19 protein-coding genes are annotated in these 23,305 nt (G+C 67.3%); 6 read left to right on the top strand and 13 right to left on the bottom strand.

The window, feature by feature from the left end:
• Nucleotides 1-55: 55 nt before the first annotated feature.
• The 7 genes from tssA to LK540_RS01080 all read right to left on the bottom strand — a co-directional run bounded on the left by tssA (nt 56) and on the right by LK540_RS01080 (nt 7,423).
• Complete coding sequence (gene tssA / locus LK540_RS01110) at nt 56-1,069, bottom strand: type VI secretion system protein TssA (RefSeq protein WP_229435157.1); 1,014 nt, start codon at nt 1,067-1,069, stop codon at nt 56-58.
• A gap of 9 nt (nt 1,070-1,078) precedes the next feature.
• Nucleotides 1,079-3,715, bottom strand: coding sequence for a type VI secretion system ATPase TssH (tssH, locus tag LK540_RS01105; RefSeq protein WP_229435155.1), 2,637 nt, complete (start codon nt 3,713-3,715; stop codon nt 1,079-1,081).
• Nucleotides 3,716-3,747: 32 nt separating this feature from the next.
• A complete protein-coding gene (tssE, locus tag LK540_RS01100) occupies nt 3,748-4,212 on the bottom strand; it encodes a type VI secretion system baseplate subunit TssE (RefSeq protein ID WP_229435153.1) in 465 nt (154 codons plus the stop codon).
• A gap of 76 nt (nt 4,213-4,288) precedes the next feature.
• Entirely contained in the window at nt 4,289-4,780 is a 492-nt protein-coding gene (locus LK540_RS01095; protein ID WP_229435151.1) for a type VI secretion system tube protein Hcp, read from the bottom strand.
• A gap of 33 nt (nt 4,781-4,813) precedes the next feature.
• Nucleotides 4,814-6,301 (bottom strand): type VI secretion system contractile sheath large subunit, encoded by a 1,488-nt coding sequence (tssC, locus tag LK540_RS01090; RefSeq protein WP_229435149.1) that lies wholly within the window; start codon nt 6,299-6,301, stop codon nt 4,814-4,816.
• Entirely contained in the window at nt 6,302-6,802 is a 501-nt protein-coding gene (gene tssB / locus LK540_RS01085) for a type VI secretion system contractile sheath small subunit (protein ID WP_229435147.1), read from the bottom strand.
• 51 nt (nt 6,803-6,853) lie between these two features.
• Complete coding sequence (locus LK540_RS01080) at nt 6,854-7,423, bottom strand: hypothetical protein (RefSeq protein WP_229435145.1); 570 nt, start codon at nt 7,421-7,423, stop codon at nt 6,854-6,856.
• Nucleotides 7,424-7,613: 190 nt separating this feature from the next.
• Here LK540_RS01080 and tssJ point away from each other — a divergent pair, with 190 nt between their 5' ends.
• The 3 genes from tssJ to icmH all read left to right on the top strand — a co-directional run bounded on the left by tssJ (nt 7,614) and on the right by icmH (nt 10,348).
• A complete protein-coding gene (gene tssJ / locus LK540_RS01075; protein WP_229435143.1) occupies nt 7,614-8,177 on the top strand; it encodes a type VI secretion system lipoprotein TssJ in 564 nt (187 codons plus the stop codon).
• A gap of 66 nt (nt 8,178-8,243) precedes the next feature.
• On the top strand, nt 8,244-9,584 hold the full coding sequence (gene tssK / locus LK540_RS01070; protein ID WP_229435141.1) for a type VI secretion system baseplate subunit TssK: 1,341 nt from the start codon (nt 8,244-8,246) through the stop codon (nt 9,582-9,584).
• Nucleotides 9,581-10,348 (top strand): type IVB secretion system protein IcmH/DotU, encoded by a 768-nt coding sequence (icmH, locus tag LK540_RS01065; protein ID WP_229435139.1) that lies wholly within the window; start codon nt 9,581-9,583, stop codon nt 10,346-10,348. The genes tssK and icmH overlap by 4 nt, the downstream gene beginning before the upstream one ends.
• Here icmH and LK540_RS01060 read toward each other — a convergent pair.
• The 5 genes from LK540_RS01060 to LK540_RS01040 all read right to left on the bottom strand — a co-directional run bounded on the left by LK540_RS01060 (nt 10,335) and on the right by LK540_RS01040 (nt 17,563).
• Nucleotides 10,335-11,039 carry a penicillin-insensitive murein endopeptidase gene (locus LK540_RS01060; protein ID WP_229435137.1) on the bottom strand — a complete coding sequence of 235 codons (705 nt, stop codon included), beginning with the start codon at nt 11,037-11,039 and terminating at the stop codon, nt 10,335-10,337. The two genes, icmH and LK540_RS01060, sit on opposite strands and share 14 nt — an antisense overlap.
• On the bottom strand, nt 11,036-11,842 hold the full coding sequence (locus LK540_RS01055) for an OmpA family protein (RefSeq protein WP_229435136.1): 807 nt from the start codon (nt 11,840-11,842) through the stop codon (nt 11,036-11,038). The genes LK540_RS01060 and LK540_RS01055 overlap by 4 nt, the downstream gene beginning before the upstream one ends.
• Entirely contained in the window at nt 11,839-12,804 is a 966-nt protein-coding gene (gene tagF, locus LK540_RS01050; protein WP_229435135.1) for a type VI secretion system-associated protein TagF, read from the bottom strand. The genes LK540_RS01055 and tagF overlap by 4 nt, the downstream gene beginning before the upstream one ends.
• The gene (gene tssM, locus LK540_RS01045; protein ID WP_229435134.1) at nt 12,801-16,622 is read right to left on the bottom strand and encodes a type VI secretion system membrane subunit TssM; all 3,822 of its coding nucleotides are present in this window, start codon (nt 16,620-16,622) and stop codon (nt 12,801-12,803) included. The genes tagF and tssM overlap by 4 nt, the downstream gene beginning before the upstream one ends.
• 101 nt (nt 16,623-16,723) lie before the next feature.
• Nucleotides 16,724-17,563 (bottom strand): M15 family metallopeptidase, encoded by an 840-nt coding sequence (locus LK540_RS01040; RefSeq protein WP_229435133.1) that lies wholly within the window; start codon nt 17,561-17,563, stop codon nt 16,724-16,726.
• Nucleotides 17,564-17,668: 105 nt separating this feature from the next.
• Between LK540_RS01040 and LK540_RS01035 the strand changes: the two genes are divergently transcribed.
• The 3 genes from LK540_RS01035 (at nt 17,669) to LK540_RS01025 (ending at nt 22,570) form a co-directional block, all read left to right on the top strand.
• Nucleotides 17,669-18,463, top strand: coding sequence for a hypothetical protein (locus LK540_RS01035; RefSeq protein WP_229435132.1), 795 nt, complete (start codon nt 17,669-17,671; stop codon nt 18,461-18,463).
• A 100-nt stretch (nt 18,464-18,563) separates the two neighbouring features.
• Nucleotides 18,564-20,297: a VRR-NUC domain-containing protein gene (locus tag LK540_RS01030; protein WP_229435131.1), complete on the top strand. Its 1,734-nt coding sequence runs from the start codon at nt 18,564-18,566 to the stop codon at nt 20,295-20,297.
• Entirely contained in the window at nt 20,294-22,570 is a 2,277-nt protein-coding gene (locus LK540_RS01025) for an ATP-dependent DNA helicase (protein ID WP_229435130.1), read from the top strand. Before LK540_RS01030 ends, LK540_RS01025 begins: the two co-directional genes overlap by 4 nt.
• On the opposite strand, the gene LK540_RS01020 is transcribed toward LK540_RS01025, so the two are convergent.
• Nucleotides 22,551-23,303, bottom strand: coding sequence for a LytTR family DNA-binding domain-containing protein (locus tag LK540_RS01020; RefSeq protein WP_229435129.1), 753 nt, complete (start codon nt 23,301-23,303; stop codon nt 22,551-22,553). The genes LK540_RS01025 and LK540_RS01020 overlap by 20 nt on opposite strands.
• Between the last annotated feature and the right edge of the window lie 2 nt (nt 23,304-23,305).

Raw genomic sequence — 23,305 nt, 5'->3', positions numbered from 1 at the left:
ACTGCGGCCGCCCTGAAATATTCTTTCACCTGGAAGCATTCCATGAAAGATTATTTCACTCTTCCTTTTCCCCTTCCCGTCTCACGCCCAGCAATTCGTCGACATGGGCCAGCGCCGCCGCATCCTTGACCACCGACTTGAGCCACACGTGCAGCGGCTGCTCGCCCCAGCTGGCCGCCTTGTCGGCCAGGTAGGCGACCGGGCTGTGGGGCTCGGTGTGGCGGAAGAACTCGGCCACTGCGCGCAGCTGGGCCAGGGCCTGGGCGCGGCTTTGCAGCGGCCCGGATGCCACCGCGCCCGATGCCGCCGGCGGAAGCGGGACCGACGCTTGCGCACCCGCCTGCACCGCCGATGATGGCGTCGCAGTTGCAGCCGCCTTGCCGGCCGCCGGCGTCACGAAATGGATCAGGTTCTGTAACGCCGTCTTCGCATTGCTGAAGCTCGGACCATCGCTCCCCAGCAGGCTGTCGATGGCTGCTTCCATCTCCGCCAGCATCGCCAGGCAATGCTCGCCATCGCCCAGCAGCTTGTCGGAAAAGGCTTTCGAGGTACGGCTGCGCGCCGTTTCGACATCGGCAATCGCGTCGGCCCCGTGCGTGCGGGCGGCCTCGATGTCGCGCATCGAAAAGCCCGCGCCTTCGGTCACCGGGCATTCCGTCACCAGCTGCGGCACGCGCGCCGCGATCCAGCTCAGGTTACCGATGCGCTGCTCGAAGCCGTCTTCATCGGGCAGCGGATACAGGCCGTCCCAGTAACGTTCGCACAGCGCGCCGATCAGCTGCAGCGCGTCGCCCAGGCCGCGCAGGCCGGCGGTCCTGGCGTTCGCCTCGGCCAGCCATACTGCCAGTTGCAGGTCCTTGCTGCGCGTCTCGATGAGGAGCGCGCAGCGTTTCGAGACGAACTTCCAGTCGGCTTCCTTCAGTGTGGTGACCCAGGCGCCCTGCTCCAGCGACGGGTCGTCGGCCTTGCGCGCCTGGGCAATCGCATCGAGCTCGGGCGTGAACGCCAGGCTCTCGCCGCAGGGCGCCGCCTCGCTGATCGGTGTGAGGAGTTGTTCGAGCGTGCTCATGACGCCTCCTTATGCCGGCTCGATCGTGTACTTGAAGCGCCCCGCCTTGGTGGCGCTCACCTTGATGCGCGCGATCGCCCCGCCCTCGGCCATGCGCGCCAGCACGGTGTCGGCGATCTCGGGCAGCAAGGTGCCGTTCAGGATGGTGTCGACGTTGCGCGCGCCGGAATCGACTTCGGTGCAGCGCGCCAGCACCGCGTTCACCAGCGCGTCGTCGTACTCGAACGCAGCCTGGTGGTTGTCGCGCACGCGCTTGCCGATGCGGTCGAGTTTCAGGCGGATGATGTTGGCCAGCACCTCGTCACCGATCGGATAAAAGGGCACGGTCGTCAGGCGGCCCAGGAAAGCCGGCTTGAACTGCTTCATCAACTGCGGGCGGATCAGCTCCGCGAGCTGCTCGGGCTTGGGCATCTCGGCCGCGCTCTTGTTCAGGCAGGCGCCCATCATCGTACTCGACGCGGTGTTCGAGGTGAGGATGATGATGGTATTGCGGAAGTCGATCTGGCGCCCTTCGGCATCGTCCAGCACGCCCTTGTCGAAGACCTGGAAGAAGAGTTCGAGCACGTCCGGATGCGCCTTTTCCACCTCGTCGAGCAGCACCACGCTGTAGGGATTGCGGCGCACGGCCTCGGTCAGCACGCCGCCTTCGCCGTAGCCGACGTAGCCCGGCGGCGAACCCTTCAGCCCCGAGACGCTGTGCGCCTCCTGGTATTCGCTCATGTTGATGGTGACGAGTTTGCGCTCGCCGCCGTACAGCAGATCGGCCAGCGCCAGCGCGGTTTCCGTCTTGCCCACGCCCGAGGTGCCGACGAACAGGAACACGCCCTTCGGCTTGTTCGGGTCGTCCAGGTTTGCGCGCGCGGTGCGCACCCGCTGCGCCACCACGCCGATCGCATGCGACTGCCCGAGGATGCGCTCTTCCAGCAGCGGCTGCAGCTGCAGAACGGTCTTGATCTCGTCCTTCACCATGCGCCCGAGCGGGATGCCGGTCCAGCTGGCGACGATGGCCGCCACGGTATTCCCATCGACCTGTACCGGCACCAGCGGCGCTTCGCCCTGCAGCGTGTGCAGCTGCTCCATCATGCTTCTCAAGGCAGGGCCGTCGCCGCGCCCGGCCTCGAGTTCGCCGCGCATCGCCGCGATCTCGTCGGCTAGCGTGCGCTCGCGCTCCCAGCGTGCCTGCAGGCGTTCCTGCTCGGCGGCCTGCAGCGCGCGTTCGTCGCGCAGCTGGGCCAGCATCGCGCCATGGTCCAGGCCCGCGCTTTGTTCACGGCCCAGCGCCGCGGCCTGGGCGTCGAGCTGCTCGATGGCGCGGGTGCAGGTTTCCAGCAGGGCCGGCGTGGCGCTCTGGCCCAGCGCGACCTTGGCGCACGCCGTGTCCAGCACGCTGATTGCCTTGTCGGGCAGCTGGCGTCCGCTGATGTAGCGGTGCGAGAGGCGCACGGCTTCCGAAATCGCCTCGTCGAACACGCGCACCTTGAAATGCTGTTCCATCAGCGGCGCCATTGCGCGCAGCATGGCGCAGGCGGTGGCTTCGTCGGGCTCCTCGACCTTGATCACCTGGAAGCGCCGGGCCAGCGCCGCGTCCTTCTCGAAGTATTTCTTGTATTCGCTCCAGGTCGTCGCCGCGATGGTGCGCAGTTCGCCGCGCGCCAGGGCCGGTTTCAGCAAATTCGCCGCATCGTTCTGGCCGGCCGTGCCGCCGGCGCCGATCATCGTATGCGCTTCGTCGATGAAGAGGATGATCGCGTGCGGACTGCGTTTTACTTCGTCGATCACGTTCTTCAGGCGGTTCTCGAACTCGCCCTTGACGCTGGCGCCGGCCTGCAGCAGGCCCATGTCCAGGGTGTGGATCTCGACCCCGCGCAGCACTTCCGGCACGTCGCCCTGGGCGATGCGCAGCGCCAGCCCCTCGACCACCGCGGTCTTGCCGACGCCGGCCTCGCCGGTGAGAATGGGGTTGTTCTGGCGCCGGCGCATCAGGATGTCGATGGCCTGGCGGATCTCGGGGTCGCGCCCGATCACCGGATCGACCTTGCCGCCCCGCGCGCGTTCGGTCAGGCAGGTGGTGAACTGGTCCAGCGCCGGCGTCTTGCCGGGCGCCTGCGCTTCGAGTTCGCCGACCGGGTCGCCGCCCGCCATCGCCGGTGCGCCGGATGCGGCCGTCGCTTCGCTCGAGCCGCGCGTGAGCTTGTCGAAGTCGTGCTTCAGGCGGTCGAGCGGGAATTCGGCGAACAGCGGCGAGCCGCGCCGCGCCAGCTGGGCCAGGCCGGGCTCGGTGAGCAGGGCCAGCAGCAGGTGGCCACTCCTGATCATGTTCGGCTGGCCGTTGCCGAGCGAGGCGATCAGCCAGGCGTGCTCGAACAGCATCGGCAGGTGTTTCGAGAACACCGGCGTGCGCGCGCTGCCGGTGGCAAAGCGCGCCACCTCGCGCCGCAGATCGTTTTCCAGCGCGGTGAGGCTGATGCCGCAGGCGCGCGCCGCCACCACAAAGTCGCAGTCGGGCTGTTCGAGCAGCGCCAGGAACACGTGCTCGACGTCGACTTCGTACTGGCCCAGCCCGACGCAGATGTTGGCGGCGCGCGTGGCCGCGGTGCGCGAGGCGTCGTTCAGTTTGCCGATCAGGGTCTTGAGGTTGATGTCCATGGATGTCGGGTCCTTGATATCGATAGAGGAAACTAGCGTGGACGCGTCGTGCGCCGCACCGCGTAATGCAGCGACGATGGCTGCAGCACCGCGCTGAAATTCACCGCGTCGCCGCTATCGAGCAGAGCGAGGCGCGCGTGGATGACGAAGTCGAGCCGGTTGACGCTGCCGGCCAGCGGCACCAGGCTGGCGCTGACCTCCTTCAGTCGCGGCTCGTGGGTTTCGATGGCGGACTTGATGCTGGCGCAGATCGCGGCGCGGTCTTCCGCACTCGTGAGGCAGAAGGCGGCGAAGTCGAGCAGGCCGTAGTTCAGGATCGAGGCCCCGGCCAGCGGATGGCCGGCAAAAGCGCTGGCGGGCAGCGCCACGCGGGTATTGAGCAGCGCTTCGAGGTCGCGCGCTACCAGGTCCTTGATCTGTTCGACCGACAGCTGGGCGCTTCCTTCCGCGCGCTCGTCCATCAGGCGATCCAGCACGCCGGGGATGAAACCGCTCATGTCGAACCTTGATGGAAAAGAAGGACCGGCAGGACGCCGGCCCGTGTGCCGCAAACAGCGGAGCTGCCCCCGCAGGTCAGACGACCTTGTTGGTCGCCAGGTCCCAGCCGCCCGAGGTATTGCCGCCGGCGCCGCCGGTCACCTTTTGCTGGGTGTACTTCCACTTGATCTTCGAGAACTTCAGGCCAACCTTTTCCTGGATGATCGCGCCCTCTTCCACCTTCGGCTTGATGGCGCCGATCAGCACGTTCTCGAGTTCGATCTCGAAATACTTGATGCGGTCGCCCTGGCCATCGGCGCGCATGAATTCGAGCTTGGCTTTCGGGATCGTCTTGCCGGCCGAGCAGGTTTGCAGCAGGATCGGCGAGGCCAGGTCGGCCAGCTTGTCGATCACGACTTCCTCGTGCTCGCAGCGTTCGGCGGTGTGGCCGCCGCCGGTGGACGCGGTGGCCGAGCGTGGTTGCTTCACGCCCCAGGTCACCGAGGTGCACTCGATCCAGTCCTTGTGCTTGTCGTCCATCGACTCGCCCTTGATGCCGTCGATCTGCAGGTACACGTCAATTGCCATTTTTGTTTACTCCAGGTTCAGGTTAATGGTGGATCAGCTTTTGGTCGACTGCGGCAACTCCGCGACCAGTCGGAGAGAAACAGAGAGTTCGTCGAGCTGGAAGTGCGGGCGCAGGAAAGACACGGCGCGGTAGCATCCCGGCCGGCCCGGCACTTCCGACACCTGCACGCTCGCTTCGCGCAGCGGGAACTGCGCCTTTTGCTCCTGGCTGGCGTTGTCGTCGAGGAGCACGTACTGCGTCAGCCAGCGGTTCAGGTAATCCTCGACATTCGAGGCGGCGGCGAAGCTGCCGATCTTGTCGCGCATCATGGACTTCATGTAGTGGGCGATGCGCGAGACGGCGAAGATGTACTGCAGCTGCGACGACAGCATGGCGTTGGCATTGGCCGCCTCGTTGTTGTACTTCTTCGCCTTTTGCGCCGACTGGGCGCCGAAGAAGGCGGCGTACGAGGTGTTCTTGCAGTGGACCAGCGAGATGAAGCCCAGGTCCGACAGCTCCTTTTCGCGTCGGTCGGTGATCGCCACCTCGGTCGGGCATTTCAGCGCAACTTCACCCTCGTCGGTCTTGAAGGTGTGGGTCGGCAGGTTCTCGACCAGGCCGCCGCCCTCGACGCCGCGGATCGCCGCGCACCAGCCATAGTCCTCGAAAGCGCGCGTCAATTTCGCCGCAAAGGCATACGAGGCGTTGCACCACAGGTACTTGTTGTGGTCGGTGCCGTCGACGTCTTCGACGTAGTTGAAGCCTTCGGTGGTCTGGCCGTCGACCGGATTGAAAGGCAGGCGGCCAAGGAAGCGCGGCAGGGTCAGGCCGACGTAGCGCGAATCCTCGGACTCGCGGAACGCCTTCCACTTGGCGTATTCGACGGTGTCGAAGACCTTGGCCAGGTCGCGTGGTTTGCCCAGGTCGCCAAAGCTCTCGACGCCGAACATGTCGGGCGCGGCCGATGCGATGAAGGGTGCGTGGGCGGCGGCGGCCACGTGCGACATCTGCTCGAGGAAGTACATGTCCTCGGGCTGGCGGCTCATCTCGAAGTCGCCGATCAGGGCGCCGTAGGGCGCGCCGCCGAAGGTGCCGAATTCTTCTTCGTAGATCTTCTTGAAGAGCGAGCTCTGGTCGAATTCGAGGGCGGCCTGGAAGTCCTTCACCAGTTCGCGCTTGCTGGCGTTGAGCATGCGGATCTGCAGGCCGGCGCTCGTCGACGAGTTCTTGACCAGGTATTGCAGGCCGGTCCAGCTGCGTTCGAGCTTCTGGAATTCCGGCGCGTGCATGATGGCGGACAGCTGGCTCGAGATCATGCGGTCCAGTTCCGCAAGGCGCGCATCGATCATCGCCGACAGATTGTTCGACACCACCATCGTGCCCGACATCACCTGGGTCACCAGCTCCGAGATCAGGTCGCGCGCGCGCGCATGTTCGCTGCTTGACGAGGCCACGCGGCTTTGCTCGACGATCTGGTCGAGCAGCGAGTTGTCCAGTTCTACGGCCGCCGGCTTGGCGGCTTGTTCGAGAATGGCCGCCATTTATTTGTCCTCCGTCTTGCGCAGACTGTCGAGTTTTTCGGTATTGCCCAGCACTTCGCTCAGGATGTCGTCGAGCTTGTCGTTCCCGGCCAGCTTGTTGCGCAAATCGGCCAGCTTGGTGCGCGCTTCCAGCAGGCCCTTCAAAGGTGCGACCTGCTGCACCACGGCTTCGGGGCGGAAGTCGGCCATCTCGCGGAACTGCAGCTGCACGCCGAACTGGCCGCCTTCCTCGCTCAGGTGATTCTCCACGCGGAACTGGGTCGCCGGGGCCACCGCGCCCAGCACCTCGTCGAAGTTGCCGGCGTCGACGTTCACGAACTTGCGGTCCTTGATGCGCTTCTTCTCGGCCTCGGGGTCGGCGCCGAAATCGCCGATCACGCCGACCACGAAGGGCAGCTCCTTGTTTTCGATGGCGTCGCCGATCTCGACGTCATAGGTCATCTGCACGCGCGGCGCACGCACCTTTTGCAGGCGTTTTTGTACGCTTTCATTTTTTGACATGTCGACTCCAGGGTGGGGAAGACGGACCGGCGCGGGCCGGTCCACGGGGATTTACTTGAGTGCGCCGAACGGGTCGCTCGATGAGGAAGACGCGGTCTTTGACGTATTCGAGGCCGGCGGTTTCGGCGCCGGCCTTGGCGGGGACTTCGGTTTATTGGGCACCAGCACCTCCTCGCCCAGGCTGGCGCGCAGCAGCTTGGCCAGGCCTTCCGCCTCGGACTTGACGTCGCCATTGAGCTTGCTCTTGCGCGTCAGCTCGCCCAGCGCCTTGCTGCTCACGCGCAGGCCGCTGACGGCGGCGATGCTGTTGGCAAGCAGGTCGTCGGGATCGCGCTCCAGCGCGTCCTGCGCATGGACGATGGCCTCGCCGTAGTCGTTGGCGTCGAAGCGCATCTGCGCCATGCGTACCAGCGGTGTCTTGTCGGTCGGGAAAGCCAGGCTGGCGGTCTTCAACAGGGCAAAGGCCTTGTCGCGCTGTCCGGCGGCCACGGCGGCGTCGGCTTCGGCCACGGCGGCAGCCACCGTGGCCGGCCTGGCCGCACTGCTTCCGTCGCCAGTGCTGGCGCAGGCCGCCAGCAGGGCGGCGCAGGCGATGGCCGGAATCAATCGTTTCAACATCATCTCGTTCTCCAGTACGTTGAACCAGCCGCCATTATTCGGGAAGCGATTTCGCAAGAGTTGCGCCGAGTCAACTAGCGGTCGCTTCTGTGGCGCCGCGCATTAAGTCGCCACCGCTTGCGCTGCCGCAGCCGTCCTGCACGGCGCTGCTGTTAAATGAGCGGTGGTTTTATTTACGAAAGGCAAGAACGCCATGCACTCGATTCCTTCGCTTCGCTGCCTGATCTTTCTCAGCCTTGCAGCACCGCTGGCCGGCTGCGGCGGCCTTGCCGCCATCGCCGGCAAGGCGCCCGAGATTCCTGAATCGCAAAAGCCGCCGCGCAATGTGATGGTCCGCCTGCATGCCGCGCCCAAGCTGAACGTCGACGCCAAGGGGCGCCCGCTGGCCCTGGTGGCGCGCGTGTACAAGCTGCGCCAGAACGCCGCCTTCGAAGCGGCGCCCTATTCCGCCTTCCTCACGCCCGGCGCCGAGAAGGAAGCCTTCGGTGCCGACCTGGTCGAGGTCAAGGACGTGACCCTGGTGCCGGGCCGGCACTACGAAACCCTGGAAAAGGTGACGCGCGAAGCCGGCTACGTGGGCGTGGTCGCGCTGTTCCACTCGCCCGCGCCAGGGCGTTGGCGCCTGGCTTTCTCCGCGGCCGAGGCCGAGAAAGCCGGGCTGACGGTGGGCTTGCATGCCTGCGCCCTGTCCGCCGGGGCCGGTGCCAGCCCGACGCTTGCGGATGTCAAGCCCCTCGGCCCTGCGCGGTGTCAATAAGCGGGCGCGGCATTCCATCAAGCTCGATATTTTCTTGGATCAATTTCTGCGAGGTACATCGTGACCATGCCATCGAAATTGCTGTGGGGCGAAGGCCTGTTCCTGCGCCCCCAACATTTCCAGCAGCAAGACCGCTACCACGAGGCGCGCCTGAACCAGACCGCGCGCGCCCTGCATCCGTATTGCTGGGGCGTGCGGCGCATCGCCGTCGACCACGAGGCCCTGAAGTCCGACACGCTGCGCATCGACGCGCTGTCGCTGGTCTTCCCCGACGGCGAGTTGTACCGCGCACCGGAATCTGATCCGCTACCGCTGCAGGTGCGCCTCGGCGAGCTGCCTCCGAATACCCAGACCATCACCTTCCACGCCGCCCTGCCCGCGCTGAAACCCCACGGCGACAACTGCGCCGAGCCCGACGAAGACGCCGCCGAAGCCCGCTTCGCCCAGCACGAGCGCGACACCCAGGACCTGTTCACGCACGCGGCTGACGCGCCGGTGGTCTACCTGCGCAAGACCGTGCGCCTGGTGCCCGACCTGGATGCGCTGGAAGCCTTCGACAGCTTCCCGCTGCTGCGCCTGCGCCGCGTGGCGACCGGCGGCTTCGAAGTCGACCCCTCGTTCACGCCGCCGAGCGTGTCGATCGAGGGCGCGCCCGGCCTGCACAACGCGGTGGCGCGCCTGATGGAAAAGCTGCTGGCCAAGGTCAACGCCTTATATGGCCACATGCGCGAGCCAAGCCGCAACGTGGTCGAAATCCGCGGCGGCGACATGTCCTCGTTCTGGCTGCTGCACACGGCCAGCACCGGCTACGCCGCCCTGTCGCATTACCTGCACCACCCCGAGCTGCATCCGGAACGCCTGTTCGGCGACCTGCTGTCGCTCGCCGGCGGCCTGATGGCCTATTCGCGCAGCTACAAGCTGGAAGACCTGCCCGCCTATTCCCACCTCGATCCGGGACCGGCATTCGCGCGCCTGGTCGACATCCTGCGCGATTTGCTCGACACCGTGGTGTCCTCGAAATACTTCTCGATCCCGCTGTCGAACGACCGCCCGTCCTACCACCTGGGCGCCCTCGACTCGGGCAAGATCAACGGCCAGACCACGCTGTACCTGGCGGTATCGGCCGACATGCCGGCCCTGCAGCTGGTCGACATCGTGCCGCTGCGCTTCAAGCTCGGCGCACCCCAAGACGTCGACAAGTTCGTGCTCTCGGCCATGCCCGGCGTACGCCTGGTGCACGCGCCGCAGGTGCCGGCGGCCTTGCCGGTGCGGCCCGATACCTATTACTTTGCGCTGGAAAACCGCGGCACGCTGTACGACAACATGCTCAAGGCGCAGGCCATCTCGATCTATGTGCCGAACGGGATCCGCGACCTGCAGCTCGACCTGATCGCGGTGGCGGCATGAGCGGCCACGTCGAACGGCGCGCCGCGCCACAAGCCGGCAACCGCGGGGCGGCAGGCAGCACGCCTCAGAACCTGGTGGACCTGATGTACGAAGGCTTCTATGCCTTGTTCCTGCTGAAGAACGGCTGCGGCCCGCACGACAAGACCGCCTTTGCCGACCACATGACGGCCTTCCTCGGCGACGTCGACCGCAACGCCAAGGCGCTCGGCGTGGCGGCCGAAGACGTCACCGCCGCCAAATACGCCTTTTGTTCGGCGGTGGACGAGATCATCCTGCGCTCGAACTTCGAGGTGCGCGAAGCCTGGGAAACGCGGCCGCTGCAGCTGCGCGTGTTCGGCGACCAGCTGGCCGGCGAACACTTCTTCCATCGGCTGGAGGATTTGCGCGCGAAAGGCAGCGTGCACCTGCAGGCACTGGAAGTCTTTCATATGTGCCTGCTGCTCGGCTTCCAGGGCCGCTACGCGCTCGATGGCCAGGACAAGCTGAATTACCTGGTGGCGCGCCTCGGCGACGAGATCGCGCGCATGCGCGGGAAAAGCCGCGGCTTTGCGCCGCATGCCGAGCGGCCGGACCAGGTCGTCAACACCCTGCGCAGCGATCTGTCGTTGTGGGTGCTGTCGGCCGTGTTCGCGCTGGCCGGGCTGGCGGCCTACGTGGGCTTTCGGGCCAAGCTCTCGCACGACACCGAGACCACGCTGGCCAGCTACAACGACCTGGTGAAACTGCCGCCGCGCGCGGCGAACGTGACCATCACCTTGCCTTGATCTTCACCGGTTGGCAGGGCACGTCGAAGTCCACGTGATAATGTTCGTCGTGCCGTATCCAGGGCTTGCCCTTCATGAAGGGCAAGCCCTCCAACTCCTTCCCGCGCGCCGTCTTCAGGAGCGCCGGCATCAAGGCCGGGTCGAAGATCACGAGTGCGATGCCGACCTCGTGCCTCTTTGCCGCTTCCTTCAGTGCGTACAGGTGCTCGGCCAGCGCCGGGTAGTCGATACGCAGCTCGCCTGCCTTGCCGCCTGTATCGAACTCCAGACCGTAGCCGAACTTGTTCAGCGGCGAGGACGGCAGCGGCACCGAGCGCCCTCGCGCATCCAGTACCGGCACCATGAAGTCGATTGACAGGCCGTTCTGGTGGGTGCGATGCGGCCGCATCCTGCCGCCCTCCTTCAAACCGGTTTCGCCGTACACGAACTGCGTGCCCGGCGCGCTACGCGCCAGCGCCGCGTAGGCATCGAGCACGACCTCGCGCACGTGGGCATGGACATGGGTGCGTCCCATCTGCACGCCAAGGCGGCTGTAGGCTTCGAAGTTGGCGCCGTCCGCCGGCAGCGCGACGGCGCCGGCGATGCTGCCGGCGCCGGGGCGGCCGTAGCAAGTGCTGGCCTGCACCGGCGCGGCAAGGAGGAAGGGGATCAGGAGCGGAAGGAGGTGGCGTTTGGCGGGGTCTGCGGTCACTGGACAACCTTGAACTCGATGCGGCGATTGCGCGCGCGGCCCTCGATTGTACGATTATCCGCCACCGGCCGGTCCGGTCCCTCGCCCGACACCGCGATCAGCTCGGGATTCACACCGCGCGACGCCACGTAGGTCTTCACCGCTTCCGCGCGCGCCTGGCTCAGCGACAGATTGCCGGCGCGCGAGCCGGCGTTGTCGGTGTGGCCGATCACCTCGACCTTGACGCCGCCCAGTTTTTTCAGCGCCTGGCTCATCTGGTCGAGGATCTCCATGCCCGAGGGCGCGAGCGCCGCCTTGCCCGACTCGAATTCGATGATGCGGTTGGCCAGCACGGCATCGAGCTCGCCCTGCTGGGTCGCCGCCACGCGCAGGCCGTTGTTCACCGTGTAGGTCGGGTTCAGGGTGCCGGCGATGTCGCCGGCGATCTGCTGGCGCTGGGCCTCGTTGGCGACGTCGCCGCGCAGGCTGACGTTGTTGCCGTCGATTTTCAGCTGGCCGCGGCTGATCATCTTCAGGTTCGGGCCGATCAGGCGCTGCACGTAGTCGTTCCAGTTGGCCGGCGTGGCCACGGTGCCGACCGCGAGCTGGTCGATCACGCGTTCGGCGCCGTACACCGCGCGCAGGCGCGCCAGCAGCGCCGCCTTGCTGGCTTCGTCGGCAACGGTGCCGGCAACGACGATCGGTGCGTTCGCTGCTGCGCCCTGCACCGGCGCCGTTGCAGAAGCGGACGCGCCGGCAGGCGCCTGGGCCGCTGCGGCCCCGGCGGCGAGCAGCGCCGCCATGCTGATCAAGGATAGTTTCACGCTGCGCCTCCAATGAAAGTCTTCAGGAACAGCTCGCGCGCCATTTTCAGCGGCAGCTGCGGCTGGTCGAGGTAGCTGGCCAGGGCGCGCACGTCGACGTCCAGGCCGAGCTGTTCGTCGATCCAGCCCAGGTCGGCAAAACGCACCTGCTGCTCGGCGCCGGCCAGCGGGTCGACGATTGCGCGCAGGGTCTGGGCGGCGGCCCCGCAAAAGCCGATCACCAGCACCGGCCGGCCGTCCAGGCAGGTGAGGAACAGCGCCAGGTCGAAGCCGGTGCGGCGCACGAAAGGCGCGACCAGCTCCAGCCAGAAGGCGGCGACCTGGGGGCGCAGGGCCGCGTCTGCAGGCAGCGGCAGCACCAGGCTCTTGTCCACCTGGGCCGGTTTGCTGTGCATGACCGGCTGCAGCAGCAGGCCGAGCGCGAGGATGGTGCGGCTGGCGTCCAGGCCGCCCAGCAGGTCCGACAGCGAGCCGACGGTGGCGCCGGCGAGGAAGCCGGACAAGGCGGCGTCGGTTTCGCCCAGCGCGATCGCCGCTTCGCTGATGCCCTGCAGGTGCGGCGCCGGATCGCAGGCCGCCAGTACCTGCGGCGCCGCAGCTTCGAGGAAGGTCCAGAGCGGCGCAAAGGCCAGCACGCAGCGCGACAGGAAGGCCGGCGGATCGGCCACGTCCAGCGTGCGCATGGTGAGAAAAGGGAAACGCCGTCCCGGCGCATCGTGGCTGGCCACCAGGTGCCCGGCCACGGCGTGGCGGCGCGCCGGACCGACAAAGGCAAAGCTGACCGGCGCCATGGCGTCGTAGTCGATCTTCCAGCGCGCGTTGGAGGGCAGGCGCTGCATGACGGCGGCCAGCCAGTCGTCGAGCATGCTGATGGCCGCGGCGTCGTGGGCCAGCTTGACGAAGTCGCTGCGCGCCGGGATCTTGCCGAAGTAGCCGATCCGGCTCGATGCCGCACGCATCATTGCACACCTCCGGCGGCGGCCATGACCGGGGTTTCGGTCCGGTGCTCGAGCGCACGGCCGACGATGGCCGGCGGCAGGCGCATGCCCTTGAAGCCCTGGCCGCCGGCGGCCGAGCCGCCGGCATTCGCTTCGGCGCTGCTGGTAATCTTCAGGTCGACCGCCACCGACACCGCGCCCCCAGGCCCGCTCCAGCGCAGCTCGTGCACGCCGCCATCCTTGCGCTTCTTGGCCGCCGCCTCGATCATGCGCTTCAGGCCGAACTGGCCGGGCTCGTTGAACAGCTCCACCGTGCGCCCGTCGAAGGTGACGGCCGTGATGCGCGCCCCCGAGGTGCCTGGCCCCGGATGGACCATGTTGAACCACACCGGCGGCGTGTTCCGGTAGCGCAGCTGCTGGCCGTCGATCTCGATCGTGTATTCGGTGGTGCCGGGCGCCGGCGTGGCCTGCAGCTGGAACACCGTCTGCGGTCCGGACGACGTGGGCGAGGCCACGCCGTTGCTCGATAACGGCGCCACCCAGCCGGGGAAGGACTGCACCGCCGCCGGCGCCAGCGTGATGCCGATGTCGGCCCAGGTGCGCGGCGAGAGCACGTCGCCGCGCCGCACCACCAGCGGCCCCATCGAGGCGTTCACGAACTTCGCCACCGCGCCCTCCGGGCCGAACACCTGGCCGATCTCGGTGCCGGTGGCTTCGATCTTGCTGCCCGGCGCGAACGGGTACTTGTCGGCCAGGGTCTTCTGGAAGGGCTCGACCACCTGCGCCTGCCAGGTCTTGTTGATCTCGGACTCGGACGGCTGGACGATCATGGCGAAGGTCTGGATCAGCGGGCGCACCAGCAGCGGACGCAGGGCAGCCTTTTGCGGCTCGCTCATCCCGGTCAGCATCTGCTCGTCGACGTACTTCAGGGCGTCGGCCAGTTCCGAGCCGCTGCCCTCCAGGGTCTGCTGCATGAACTGCTTGGCGCCGGGACCGGGGTCGCCCTGGTTCTTCAGCTGGTTCAAGCGGGTGCGCAGGCGCGACAATGCATCCAGGTAGCCGCTCATCAGCGAGGCTTGCTGCTCGCGCGGCCCGACCAGGCGCGCCACGCCGGCGAACTCGCGGGCGATGACACCCATGGCGCCCGGGGTGCCGGCAGCGCCAGGGGCCAGCGGCCCGACGGCATCGGCCAGAGTGCGCGCATCCGACGGCGCGCGGCGCAGCACCACTTCCTTGAACCAGCCGATCACGCCGCGCTCGGTCTTGCTCAGGTTCGCGCGCACGGCGCCGGGATTGTCCCAGGAGGTCTCGTCGTAGATCGTCTTCAGCAGGCGTGCCAGCGGCGAATTCTGCGGGTCGCCGAGCCGGTTCATGGCCTGCACGCTGGCCTCGAAACCCTTCAGGTCGGCCACCGTCACGCCCTGCACGAAGCGGCCCCACTCCTTTGCATACTCGGCCTTGTACATGTCGACCAGGGTCTTCTGGATCTGCTCGGGGCTGCCCTCGAGCGTCAGGTCGTCCTTGGCCACGGTCTTCAGGACCCAGTCGGTGCTCGACAGCTCGCGGTTCGACGCTTCGCGGATCGCGCCCTGCACGTACTTGTCCCAGGCGTCGCGGGTGAATGCGCCGCTGACCGCATGGCTGCCGGCGAGCAGGCCGCGGTCCTGGCCATCGCCATGCTCGCCGACGATGCGCGCCACCGTCACTGCCGGGAAGCGCGTGGCGGCGCGGGTCTTGATGTCGGCATACACGCGTTCGCGCGCCGGCGTGCCGCGCACCACGCGGCGCAGGTTCTCGCGCACGCCGTCGAGCAGGCCGAGCTTGAGCGTTACCTGCGGCCAGGCCTGGTCGTTGATCTGGGCCAGGTGAAAGCTCAGCAGGCGCTCGGCGCTGCGGATCATCTGCTCGCGCGGCATGGCGCCGCGGTTCGCTTCCAGCCAGGTGCGCCAGTAGCGGGTCAACTGGTCATTCAGGTGGCCCGGCTCGGCATGGCTTTTATCGCCCAGCATCAGGTAAGTCTTCAGCGCGTTATAGGCGTCGGCCACGTTGGTCGGCGAGACGTCCTGGTAAGGCTGGCCGGTTTTGACGGCGGGCGCGGCCTGCACGTCCTGCACCTGTGTATTCGGCGCCTGTGCATTTGAATCGAGCGCCGCCGCATTCGCGTTCACCTCGGCCAGCATGGTCTCCAGCGCGGCGGCGACTGGCTCCACCATCACCGCACGCGCCCCGGCGAAGTATTCGTCGCGCAGCTTGCGCTCGACCTTCTCGCCCTGGTACAAACCGAACGACAGCGCCCAGGGCTGGTCCTGCTTGTACTTGTCGAGCTGCTCGATGCGGTCCTGCAGGATGTCGAGCGCTTCCAGGCGCGACTGCAGATCGATGCGCTTGTCCTGCATGCGCATCACCTTGTCTAGGTCGGCCTGGACATTCGCCACCAGCTGGCTGTTGCCCATGTAGGACCAGCTCCAGCCGCCCAGTGCGGCGCCGAGGGCGATGGTGGCGGCAAAGAAGGCCGCGTACTTCAGGCGCGCGCTGGCCGGATTCGTGTAGCGCTTGACCAGTTCGCGGTCGGCGAAGATCACCTTCCTGAACAGCTCGAGCAGGAAGTAGCCGTTGCCCTCGCCTTCTTTCGCCGGGTTCTCGCCTTCCACGGCGCGGCCCTCGCGCAATTCCAGGTCGAAGCGGTTGGCGACGCGCTTCGAGGCCAGGTCCTGCACCGCGCCTTCCTGCAGCGCGCTTGTAAAGTAAAACCCACGGAACACCGGCTTGAACTGGTAGGTATTTTCTTCGAACAGGGTCGACAGGAAGGCGCGCAGCGGGCTGCGGACCGACGCGAATTCGAGCGGGAAGGTGAACACACCGGGCCGCATCTGCGTGCTGCGGTTGCCGGCCATGTTCGCCAGGCTGAGTTCCTTCAAGCCGTCGTGCAGTTCGTCGAAGTGCTGGTCGAAGAAGGCCAGCACGTCCTGCGGCGTGCTGCGGCGGTTGTAGCGCAGCGTGGCGCCCCACACGCGGTCGCGCTCGCTGCGTTCGCTGTCGTGGAAGAAGTCGGCAAAGCCCGCGATCAAATCGGCCTTGGTGAAGATCACATACACCGGCGCATACACGCCCAGGCGTTCGGTCAATTCCTGGACCCGGGTGCGCAGGCTCTTGGCCAGTTCCATCGAGGCGCTGGCCGACCCGCCCGTGAGCTCGGCCACGCTGACCGCAATCAGGATGCCGTTGATCGGCGCGCGGCGGCGGTGTTTTTTCAACAGGTCGAGGAAGCTGAACCACTCGTCGCGGTCGCCGTCCTGCACCGAATAGCGCCCTGCCGTGTCGAGCAGGATGCCGTCGGTGGTGAAGAACCAGTCGCAGTTGCGGGTGCCGCCCACGCCCTGCACCGCCTTGCTGCCCGGGATCGGGAACGTCAGGCCGGAATGGGCGATGGCGCTGCTCTTGCCGGCCGCCGGGTTCCCGATGATCATGTACCAGGGCAGCTCGTACAAGGCTTCGGCGCCGCGCGTCAGGCCCAGCTTCGAGGTCTTGATGGTATTGATCGCCTCCAGCATGTTCTTGCGCAGCACCGCGACTTCGTTGCCGCCGCTGTCGGTACCTGCGCCTGCGCCCGCTTCGCCGGCCGCCAGGCTGGCGGTCAGGCGTTTCGCGGCGCGGATGCGCCACAGCTTGCGCGCGCCCCAGAACATGCCCCACAGCGCCAGCAGGCTGAGCGCCGCGATGAGTGCCCAGATCAGGCCGATTTCGAAGGTATCGGCCCCCAGCAGCAGGAAGCCAAGCAGTGCGGTAATGCCGATCACGACGAGCACGCGGCTGTCGGTGAGGAACTTCCAGAGACGGGCCATGGCGGGAGCTTGTGTGGGTTATGGAAAGAGTCGGACAGGCAATGCTCGCACCATTCCTACCGGCAAAATTTGACCAATATCAAGCTCCGGGGGAAGGTGTGCTAGCGGCGCATCACCCCCGGGAGGCGCAATTCCGTATGCCCAAGGTCCATCATTTTCCAGCGTCCGCCCCAGGTCAGGCCGAGCTGCTCGGCCACCTCGCCGTACAGCCGGTAGCCGCGCATGGCCCAGGGGTCTTTCTCGGAAATGACCAGCTTGCCGTCGCGCCAGAATGCGCAGTCGGCGGCCAGGCCGTACTGGTGCCAGCTCTGGAAGGCGCGCGCATTGGTGACGGTGCCGCCCATCTGCGCCAGCAGGTCCTGGCGCGCCGGGCTGCGGTAGCCTTCCAGCAAGGCCATTTCATAGCCGTGCTGCTCCTTCATGATCTTGAAGGCGAGCAGCAGGCGCGCATTGAAGTCCGGGTGCAGCAGGCCCCAGTTGCGGCTGGCGCTCACCAGCATCGGCCGCACCAGCACCACTTCCTGGGTCGTGAAGGCCAGCGGCGGTGGCGCCACCGGCGGCACCAGCTGCTCGCCCTCCAGCAATGCGGCGATCTGGGCGTCGGGCAGCGCGGCGGTCGGCACGTAGTCGGGCAGCATGGCGGGCGAGCGCAGCACCAGGGCCAGCAGCGAGGGGATCGCAATCACCGGCACCCCGATGGCGAACACGATCCAGTTGCGGCGCGCCAGCTTCACGGCCGCCGCCAGCCCGCCGGCCAGGCCGCGCCTAAACGCCCCGCGCTCGCGTGCGGGCGCCCCGCGCCATTCGGTATCGCGCCGCTTCATGCGGCTGCGCAGGCTGAAGACGAATTGGCCCAGCATCGCCCTTCCGGTTGGAAAACAGGCCAGCCAGATCAGGCTGCAGGCGACGCAAAAGTACAGAAGTGCGAGAAAAATCAGCATGGTTTTTCCCAGATTGTTTCTAATCGGATTGGAAACGAATATCTTAGGAGTAATGCCGTGCGCCCTACAGACGAAAATCAAGGGCCCTCGACGCGACCGAATTTGATGTCGTCGCGCCGCGGGGCCGGTGAAGAAAACATCCTGGCGATGCTGGAACGCGATGCCGCACGGCGCAGCGGCACGCGCATGACCAGCCCGCGCCTGGCCTGGTACTGCGCGGCGGCGGCCTTTTCCGGCATCCTGGTCGGTGCGGTGGCGTGGCTGGCCTACGACAACCACGAAACGGCGACTGCGATGCAGGTCCAGGTGCAGGCCGAGCGCGTAGCCGAGGCGGACACCGTGACGCCGGTCCTGGCGGATGCACCGGCCCCGGCTCCGGCAGCCCCAGCCCCAGCCCCGGCGCCGGCCGTGATCGTCGACCAGCCGCAGAGCATGCCGGCCGCCCCGCCGCCGCCGCTGGTGATGCTGCCGCCGGAAGGGGCGGCAAAAGCCAAACCGGTCACGCCGCCGAAGGAGACCGCGCCGGTCCAGGCTGCTATGGCGCCCACCCCGGCCAGGCCGGCGCCGCCGCCCGAAGCCAGGCCCGCGAAAGCGGACAGGTCGGCTGCACTGACCAAGGCCGACAGGAGCAACAAGGCCGAGAAGGCCGAGAAAGCCGAGAAAGCGCCCCCGCGCACGGCAAAGGCGGCGCGCCCGGCCGCCGCCAAGTCCGGCGCGGCGGCGCGTGCCCGGAACAAGGCGGCGTCGCCCGCCGCCGGCGAATCCGCGGTCGATACCGACGTCGCCCTGATCTCGGCCATCATCGCGCATTCCGAACGCCATCGCGGCGAGCGCGAACAGCCGGCGCCCTGCACCGGGCCGAAATGCCCGCCGCAGCCCTCGCCTCCGCCCCGCCCCTGATGTGGCAAAAAACCACGGCCAGGCATCCCGGCGCCTGAAAATGCTGGGATGAAGGCGGCGCCCGAGGCTATACTGTACATAAGCACAGTGGCGTCTCGAGATGAACAGGGTTCTGGAAAACGAGTTTTATTACCTGGATAACTTCCAGGCCGTCCTGGACTGGATCGCGCAGCGCTACCCGGATTTGCTGACCGACGAAGAACAGGCCTTCATTGCAGCCTTCCCGGCGCTGCCGCAGCCGGCGCGCGCCCTGTTCGTGCGCATGGTCATGCGCAAGGGCGAGCTGTTTCGCGCCAGCAAACTGCGTTATGCGGAAATCGGCTGCCCGGTGGAAGCGGCGCAACACCTGTTCCCGACCGGCTGGGTCTCTGGCGACCCCGACCTCACCCTCGACGAACTGTTCGACCTGCTCTCGAAGCCCGAACTCGTCCTCGCCTTTGGCGACCGCCTCCAGCACAAGAACGCACGCAAGGCCGAGCAGCTCGCAGCCCTGCGCGCCAGCATGGGCGCGACTGCGCAGCAGACTGCGGGGGAAGTCGCGGGCGAAGCGGCGGGCGAAGTTGCCAACCAATCCGGCGACGTCGAGGCCGCGCTTCCCGTCCGCTCCTTCTCCAGCTGGTTCCAGGACAGCGGCGACCTCGCCTTGCGCATCCACGTCAAGCCCCTGTGCGACCGCCTGCGCCTGATCTTCTTCGGCAATTTGCGCCAGGACTGGACCGAGTTCGTGCTGTCCGACCTGGGCCTGTTCCGCTACGAGCAGGTCGAGTTCTCGCCGGCCTCGCGCGGTTTCCGCGAGCGCAGCGACATCGAGCACTACCTCGTCCTGCACGCTTGCCGCGCGCGCTTCGCCGAGGGCCTGGAGCCGCTCGAGGACATCGTGCGCGACGTGCCGCAGCACGCCTTCCACAACGACTGGCTGGAAAGCCGGCGCGAAAAGCTGCTGTTCCAGATGGGCCAGCACTATGAGAAGGGGAAGGACTGGCCGAACGCCCACGCCGTCTACACGCGCTGCCGCTTCCCCGGCGCGCGCGGCCGCGCCATCCGCGTGCTGGAAAAGGCCGAGCGCTACGACGAGGCCTGGGAACTGCTGCTGGCGGCGCGCGAAGCGCCGGAGAACGACGCCGAGCGCCAGCACCTGCTGCGCATCGGCCCGCGCCTGGCGCGCCGCCTCGGCCACCCGAAGACCATCGCGCGCCGGCCCGACCCGGTGCGCCTCGACCTTTGCCTGCCCATGCCCTCGGGCGACTGGTGGGTCGAGGGCGTGGTGCGCGAACACCTGGCCGGCGAACACGCACCCGTGTTCTACGTCGAGAACATGCTGGCCAACGCCCTGTTCGGGCTGTTGTGCTGGCGCGCGATCTTCGCCGCGATTCCGGGCGCCTTCTTCCACCCCTTCCACCGCGGCCCGGCCGATTTGTACAGCCCCGACTTCCACCAGCGCCGCGCGAATGAGTTCGCCGACTGCCTGGCCCAGTGCGACGATGGCCGCTACCGCGCCACCATCCTCGGGCACTTCGCGGAAAAAGCCGGCATCTCCTCGCCCTTCGTGTCCTGGGAATACCTGGACGCCGGCCTGCTCGAACTGGCCCTGGACTGCATCCCTGCCGCCCACCTGAAGAAGTGGTGCGAGCGCATCCTGGCCGACGTCAAGGAAAACCGCACCGGCTTCCCCGACCTGATCCAGTTCTGGCCGCATGAAAAGCGCTACAACATGATCGAAGTAAAAGGGCCGGGCGACCGCCTGCAGGACAACCAGCTGCGCTGGATCGAGTACTGCGCCACCCACGGCATGCCGGTCTCGGTGTGTTACCTGCAGTGGGAGCAGGCTGCTTGAGCGAGCCGGCGAAGTACACCGTGGCTGTGCGCGCCCTGTGCGAGTTCACGGCCAAGCAGGGCGACCTCGACCTGCGCTTCACGCCCTCGCCCACGGCCCAGGAAGGCATCGCCGGCCATGCCGTGGTGACGGCGCGCCGCGGCGACGGTTACCGGACAGAAGTGTCCCTTTCGGGCGACTATGCGCTGCTGCACGTGCGCGGCCGCGCCGACGGTTACGACGCCCGCGAGAACCTGCTGGAAGAAATCAAGACCTACCGCGGCAAGCTTTCCTCGATGCCGGAGAATCACCGCCACCTGCACTGGGCCCAGGTGCGCGTGTATGGCCACCTGCTGTGCGCCCAGTTCGGGCTCGACAGCGTCAACCTGGCCCTGGTCTACTACGAGATCGGCAGCGGCCATGAGACGGTGCTGCGCGAAACCCGCAGCGCCGCCGAACTGCAGGCGATGTTCGACGACCAATGCCGCCGCTTCATCGCCTGGGCCGAACAGGAACTGCGCCACCGCGAGGCGCGCGATGCGGCCCTGGTTGCGCTGCGCTTTCCGCACGCTAGTTTTCGCCCCGGCCAGCGCCAGCTCGCCGAAACCGTGTTCAAGGCCAACAGCACCGGGCGCTGCCTGCTGGCCCAGGCGCCGACCGGCATCGGCAAGACCGTCGGCAGCCTGTTCCCGGTACTCAAAGCGGCCCCGGGCCAGCGCATCGACAAGGTCTACTTCCTGGCCGCGAAAACGCCGGGCCGCCAGCTTGCCCTCGACGCCGCCGCCACCATCCGCGCCGCCGATCCGCGCCTGCCCTTGCGCGTGCTGGAACTGACGGCACGCGACAAGGCCTGCGAGCATCCCGACAAGGCCTGCCAGGGCGCTTCCTGCCCGCTGGCCAAGGGTTTCTACGACCGCCTGCCGGCCGCGCGCGCCGCAGCGCTGGAGGTGCCGGTGCTCGACCGCGCCGCCCTGCGCGAGGTCGGCCTGGCCTACGATGTCTGCCCCTATTACCTGGGGGGCGAGATGACGCGCTGGAGCGACGTGATCGTCGGCGACTACAACTATTATTTCGACGGCGGCGCCATGCTCTACGCGCTGGCCCAGGAACAGGGCTGGCGCGCCAGCGTGCTGGTCGACGAAGCGCACAACATGGTGTCGCGTGCGCGCTCGATGTATTCGGGCGAACTCGATCGCGCGCTTCTTCGCATGGCGCGCGCCGCCGCGCCTTCCGAGACCGTCAAGAAGGCCTTGACCAAGGTCGCGCGTGCCTGGGGCGAGATGGATGCGCATGCACCCGCGCCCTACCAGCTATTGGCCGCGCCGCCGGAAAAGCTGCTGTCGGCCCTGCAGAACGCCACCAGCACCATCAACGATTACCTGGCCGAGCAGGCGGTACCGCTCGACCCGGACCTGCAGCGCTTTCATTTCGACGCCCTGGGCTTTGGGCGCCTGGCCGAATCCTTCGGCGAGCATTCGCTGTGCGACATCACGCGTGACGGCAAGGACACAACGGTCTGCATCCGCAATGTCGTGCCGGCGCCTTTCCTCAAGCCGCGCTTCGAGGGCGCGCATTCGGTGACGCTGTTCTCGGCCACGCTCAGCCCCTGGCATTATTTCGCCGACCTGCTCGGCCTGCCGGAGAGCACCGGTTGGGTCGACGTCGAGTCGCCCTTCTCCGCCGGCCAGCTGGCGGTGCACATCGCCAGCCGCATCTCGACACGCTACCAGCACCGCGCGGCATCGCTGGCGCCGATCGCGCAACTCATGGCGGACCAGTACGCGCAGGCGCCCGGCAACTACCTCGCCTTCTTCAGCAGTTTCGACTATTTGGAGCAGGCCGCCGATCTCTTCACCCGGCTGCATCCCGCCGTGCCGGTGTGGCGCCAGGAGCGGCGCATGAGCGAAGCGGAACGGGCAGCTTTTCTGGACCGCTTCCAGCCCGAAGGCCGCGGCATCGGCTTCGCGGTGCTGGGCGGCTCGTTCGGCGAAGGCGTCGATTTGCCGGGCGCACGCCTGATCGGGGCATTCGTGGCGACGCTCGGCCTGCCGCAGCTCAATCCCGTCAACGAGCAGCTGCGCGCGCGCATGCAGGCCATGTTCGGCGCCGGCTACGACTACACCTATCTGTATCCGGGCCTGCAGAAGGTGGTGCAGGCGGCCGGGCGCGTGATCCGCACCGAGCAGGACCGCGGCACCGTCTACCTGATCGACGACCGCTTCGGCCAGCCCGCGGTCCGCGAACTGCTGCCACGCTGGTGGCAAGTGGACACACTCAGCGCATCAGCTCCTTAAGCTTCGCGTAACCGCTGCGGCTGATCGGCACCCGTTTGCCGTCCTTCAGCACCGCGCACCAGCTGTCGCGGGTCGGCGCCTCGATGCGCGCGATGGCGCCGATGTTCACGATATACGAGCGGTGCACGCGCAGGAACAGCGCCGGGTCCAGCCCGCCTTCGAGTTCCGCCATGCGGCCGTTCTTCAGATGCGTCTTGCCGGCGGCGCTGATCGCCACGTAATCGTCCTGGGCCTCGATCCAGTCGATGGTCGACGCCGGCACCACGTGCACGCGCGCGCCGTCGCGCACCAGCACGCGTTCGATGAAACCGTTGCGCTTCGCTGCCTCCTGCACCAGCGCGTCCACCTGTTCCGGCTGCACGGCGCGGCTACGCACGCTGTCCAGGGCCTGGGCCAGGCGTTCGCGGCTGAAGGGCTTCAGCAGGTAGTCGACGGCGCGCACTTCGAAGGCCTTCAGCGCGAACTGGTCGTAGGCGGTGACGAAGACGTAGCGGGTGCGCGCGACGCTGCCTGCAGCAATACCAGCCTGCGCCAGCTCCACCACCTCGAAGCCGTCGAGCTTCGGCATCTGGATGTCGAGGAAGACCAGGTCCGGCTGCAGCTCGCCGATCGCCTTGACCGCCTCGAAGCCGTTGGCGCATTCGGCCACGATCTCGATGTCGGGCCAGGCGCCCAGGAATTCGCGCAGCAGCGCCCGCGCCAGGTGTTCGTCGTCCACGATAATGACCCGCATGC

It is taken from the genome of Massilia sp. IC2-278 (assembly GCF_020708045.1).
Taxonomy (GTDB): domain Bacteria; phylum Pseudomonadota; class Gammaproteobacteria; order Burkholderiales; family Burkholderiaceae_D; genus Telluria.
This window is presented reverse-complemented; position numbering and strand designations above follow the sequence as displayed.

Bases quoted from the DNA above. Each gene is read 5' to 3' on its own strand.
- LK540_RS01035 (WP_229435132.1), top strand. From the start codon at position 17,669: ATGTCGTCGCGCCGCGGGGCCGGTGAAGAAAACATCCTGGCGATGCTG.
- tssB (WP_229435147.1), bottom strand. From the start codon at position 6,802: ATGTCAAAAAATGAAAGCGTACAAAAACGCCTGCAAAAGGTGCGTGCG.
- tssJ (WP_229435143.1), top strand. From the start codon at position 7,614: ATGCACTCGATTCCTTCGCTTCGCTGCCTGATCTTTCTCAGCCTTGCA.
- tssC (WP_229435149.1), bottom strand. From the start codon at position 6,301: ATGGCGGCCATTCTCGAACAAGCCGCCAAGCCGGCGGCCGTAGAACTG.
- LK540_RS01040 (WP_229435133.1), bottom strand. From the start codon at position 17,563: ATGCTGATTTTTCTCGCACTTCTGTACTTTTGCGTCGCCTGCAGCCTG.
- tssA (WP_229435157.1), bottom strand. From the start codon at position 1,069: ATGAGCACGCTCGAACAACTCCTCACACCGATCAGCGAGGCGGCGCCC.
- tssE (WP_229435153.1), bottom strand. From the start codon at position 4,212: ATGAGCGGTTTCATCCCCGGCGTGCTGGATCGCCTGATGGACGAGCGC.
- tssM (WP_229435134.1), bottom strand. From the start codon at position 16,622: ATGGCCCGTCTCTGGAAGTTCCTCACCGACAGCCGCGTGCTCGTCGTG.
- icmH (WP_229435139.1), top strand. From the start codon at position 9,581: ATGAGCGGCCACGTCGAACGGCGCGCCGCGCCACAAGCCGGCAACCGC.
- tssK (WP_229435141.1), top strand. From the start codon at position 8,244: ATGCCATCGAAATTGCTGTGGGGCGAAGGCCTGTTCCTGCGCCCCCAA.
- LK540_RS01095 (WP_229435151.1), bottom strand. From the start codon at position 4,780: ATGGCAATTGACGTGTACCTGCAGATCGACGGCATCAAGGGCGAGTCG.
- tssH (WP_229435155.1), bottom strand. From the start codon at position 3,715: ATGGACATCAACCTCAAGACCCTGATCGGCAAACTGAACGACGCCTCG.
- tagF (WP_229435135.1), bottom strand. From the start codon at position 12,804: ATGATGCGTGCGGCATCGAGCCGGATCGGCTACTTCGGCAAGATCCCG.
- LK540_RS01030 (WP_229435131.1), top strand. From the start codon at position 18,564: ATGAACAGGGTTCTGGAAAACGAGTTTTATTACCTGGATAACTTCCAG.
- LK540_RS01020 (WP_229435129.1), bottom strand. From the start codon at position 23,303: ATGCGGGTCATTATCGTGGACGACGAACACCTGGCGCGGGCGCTGCTG.
- LK540_RS01080 (WP_229435145.1), bottom strand. From the start codon at position 7,423: ATGATGTTGAAACGATTGATTCCGGCCATCGCCTGCGCCGCCCTGCTG.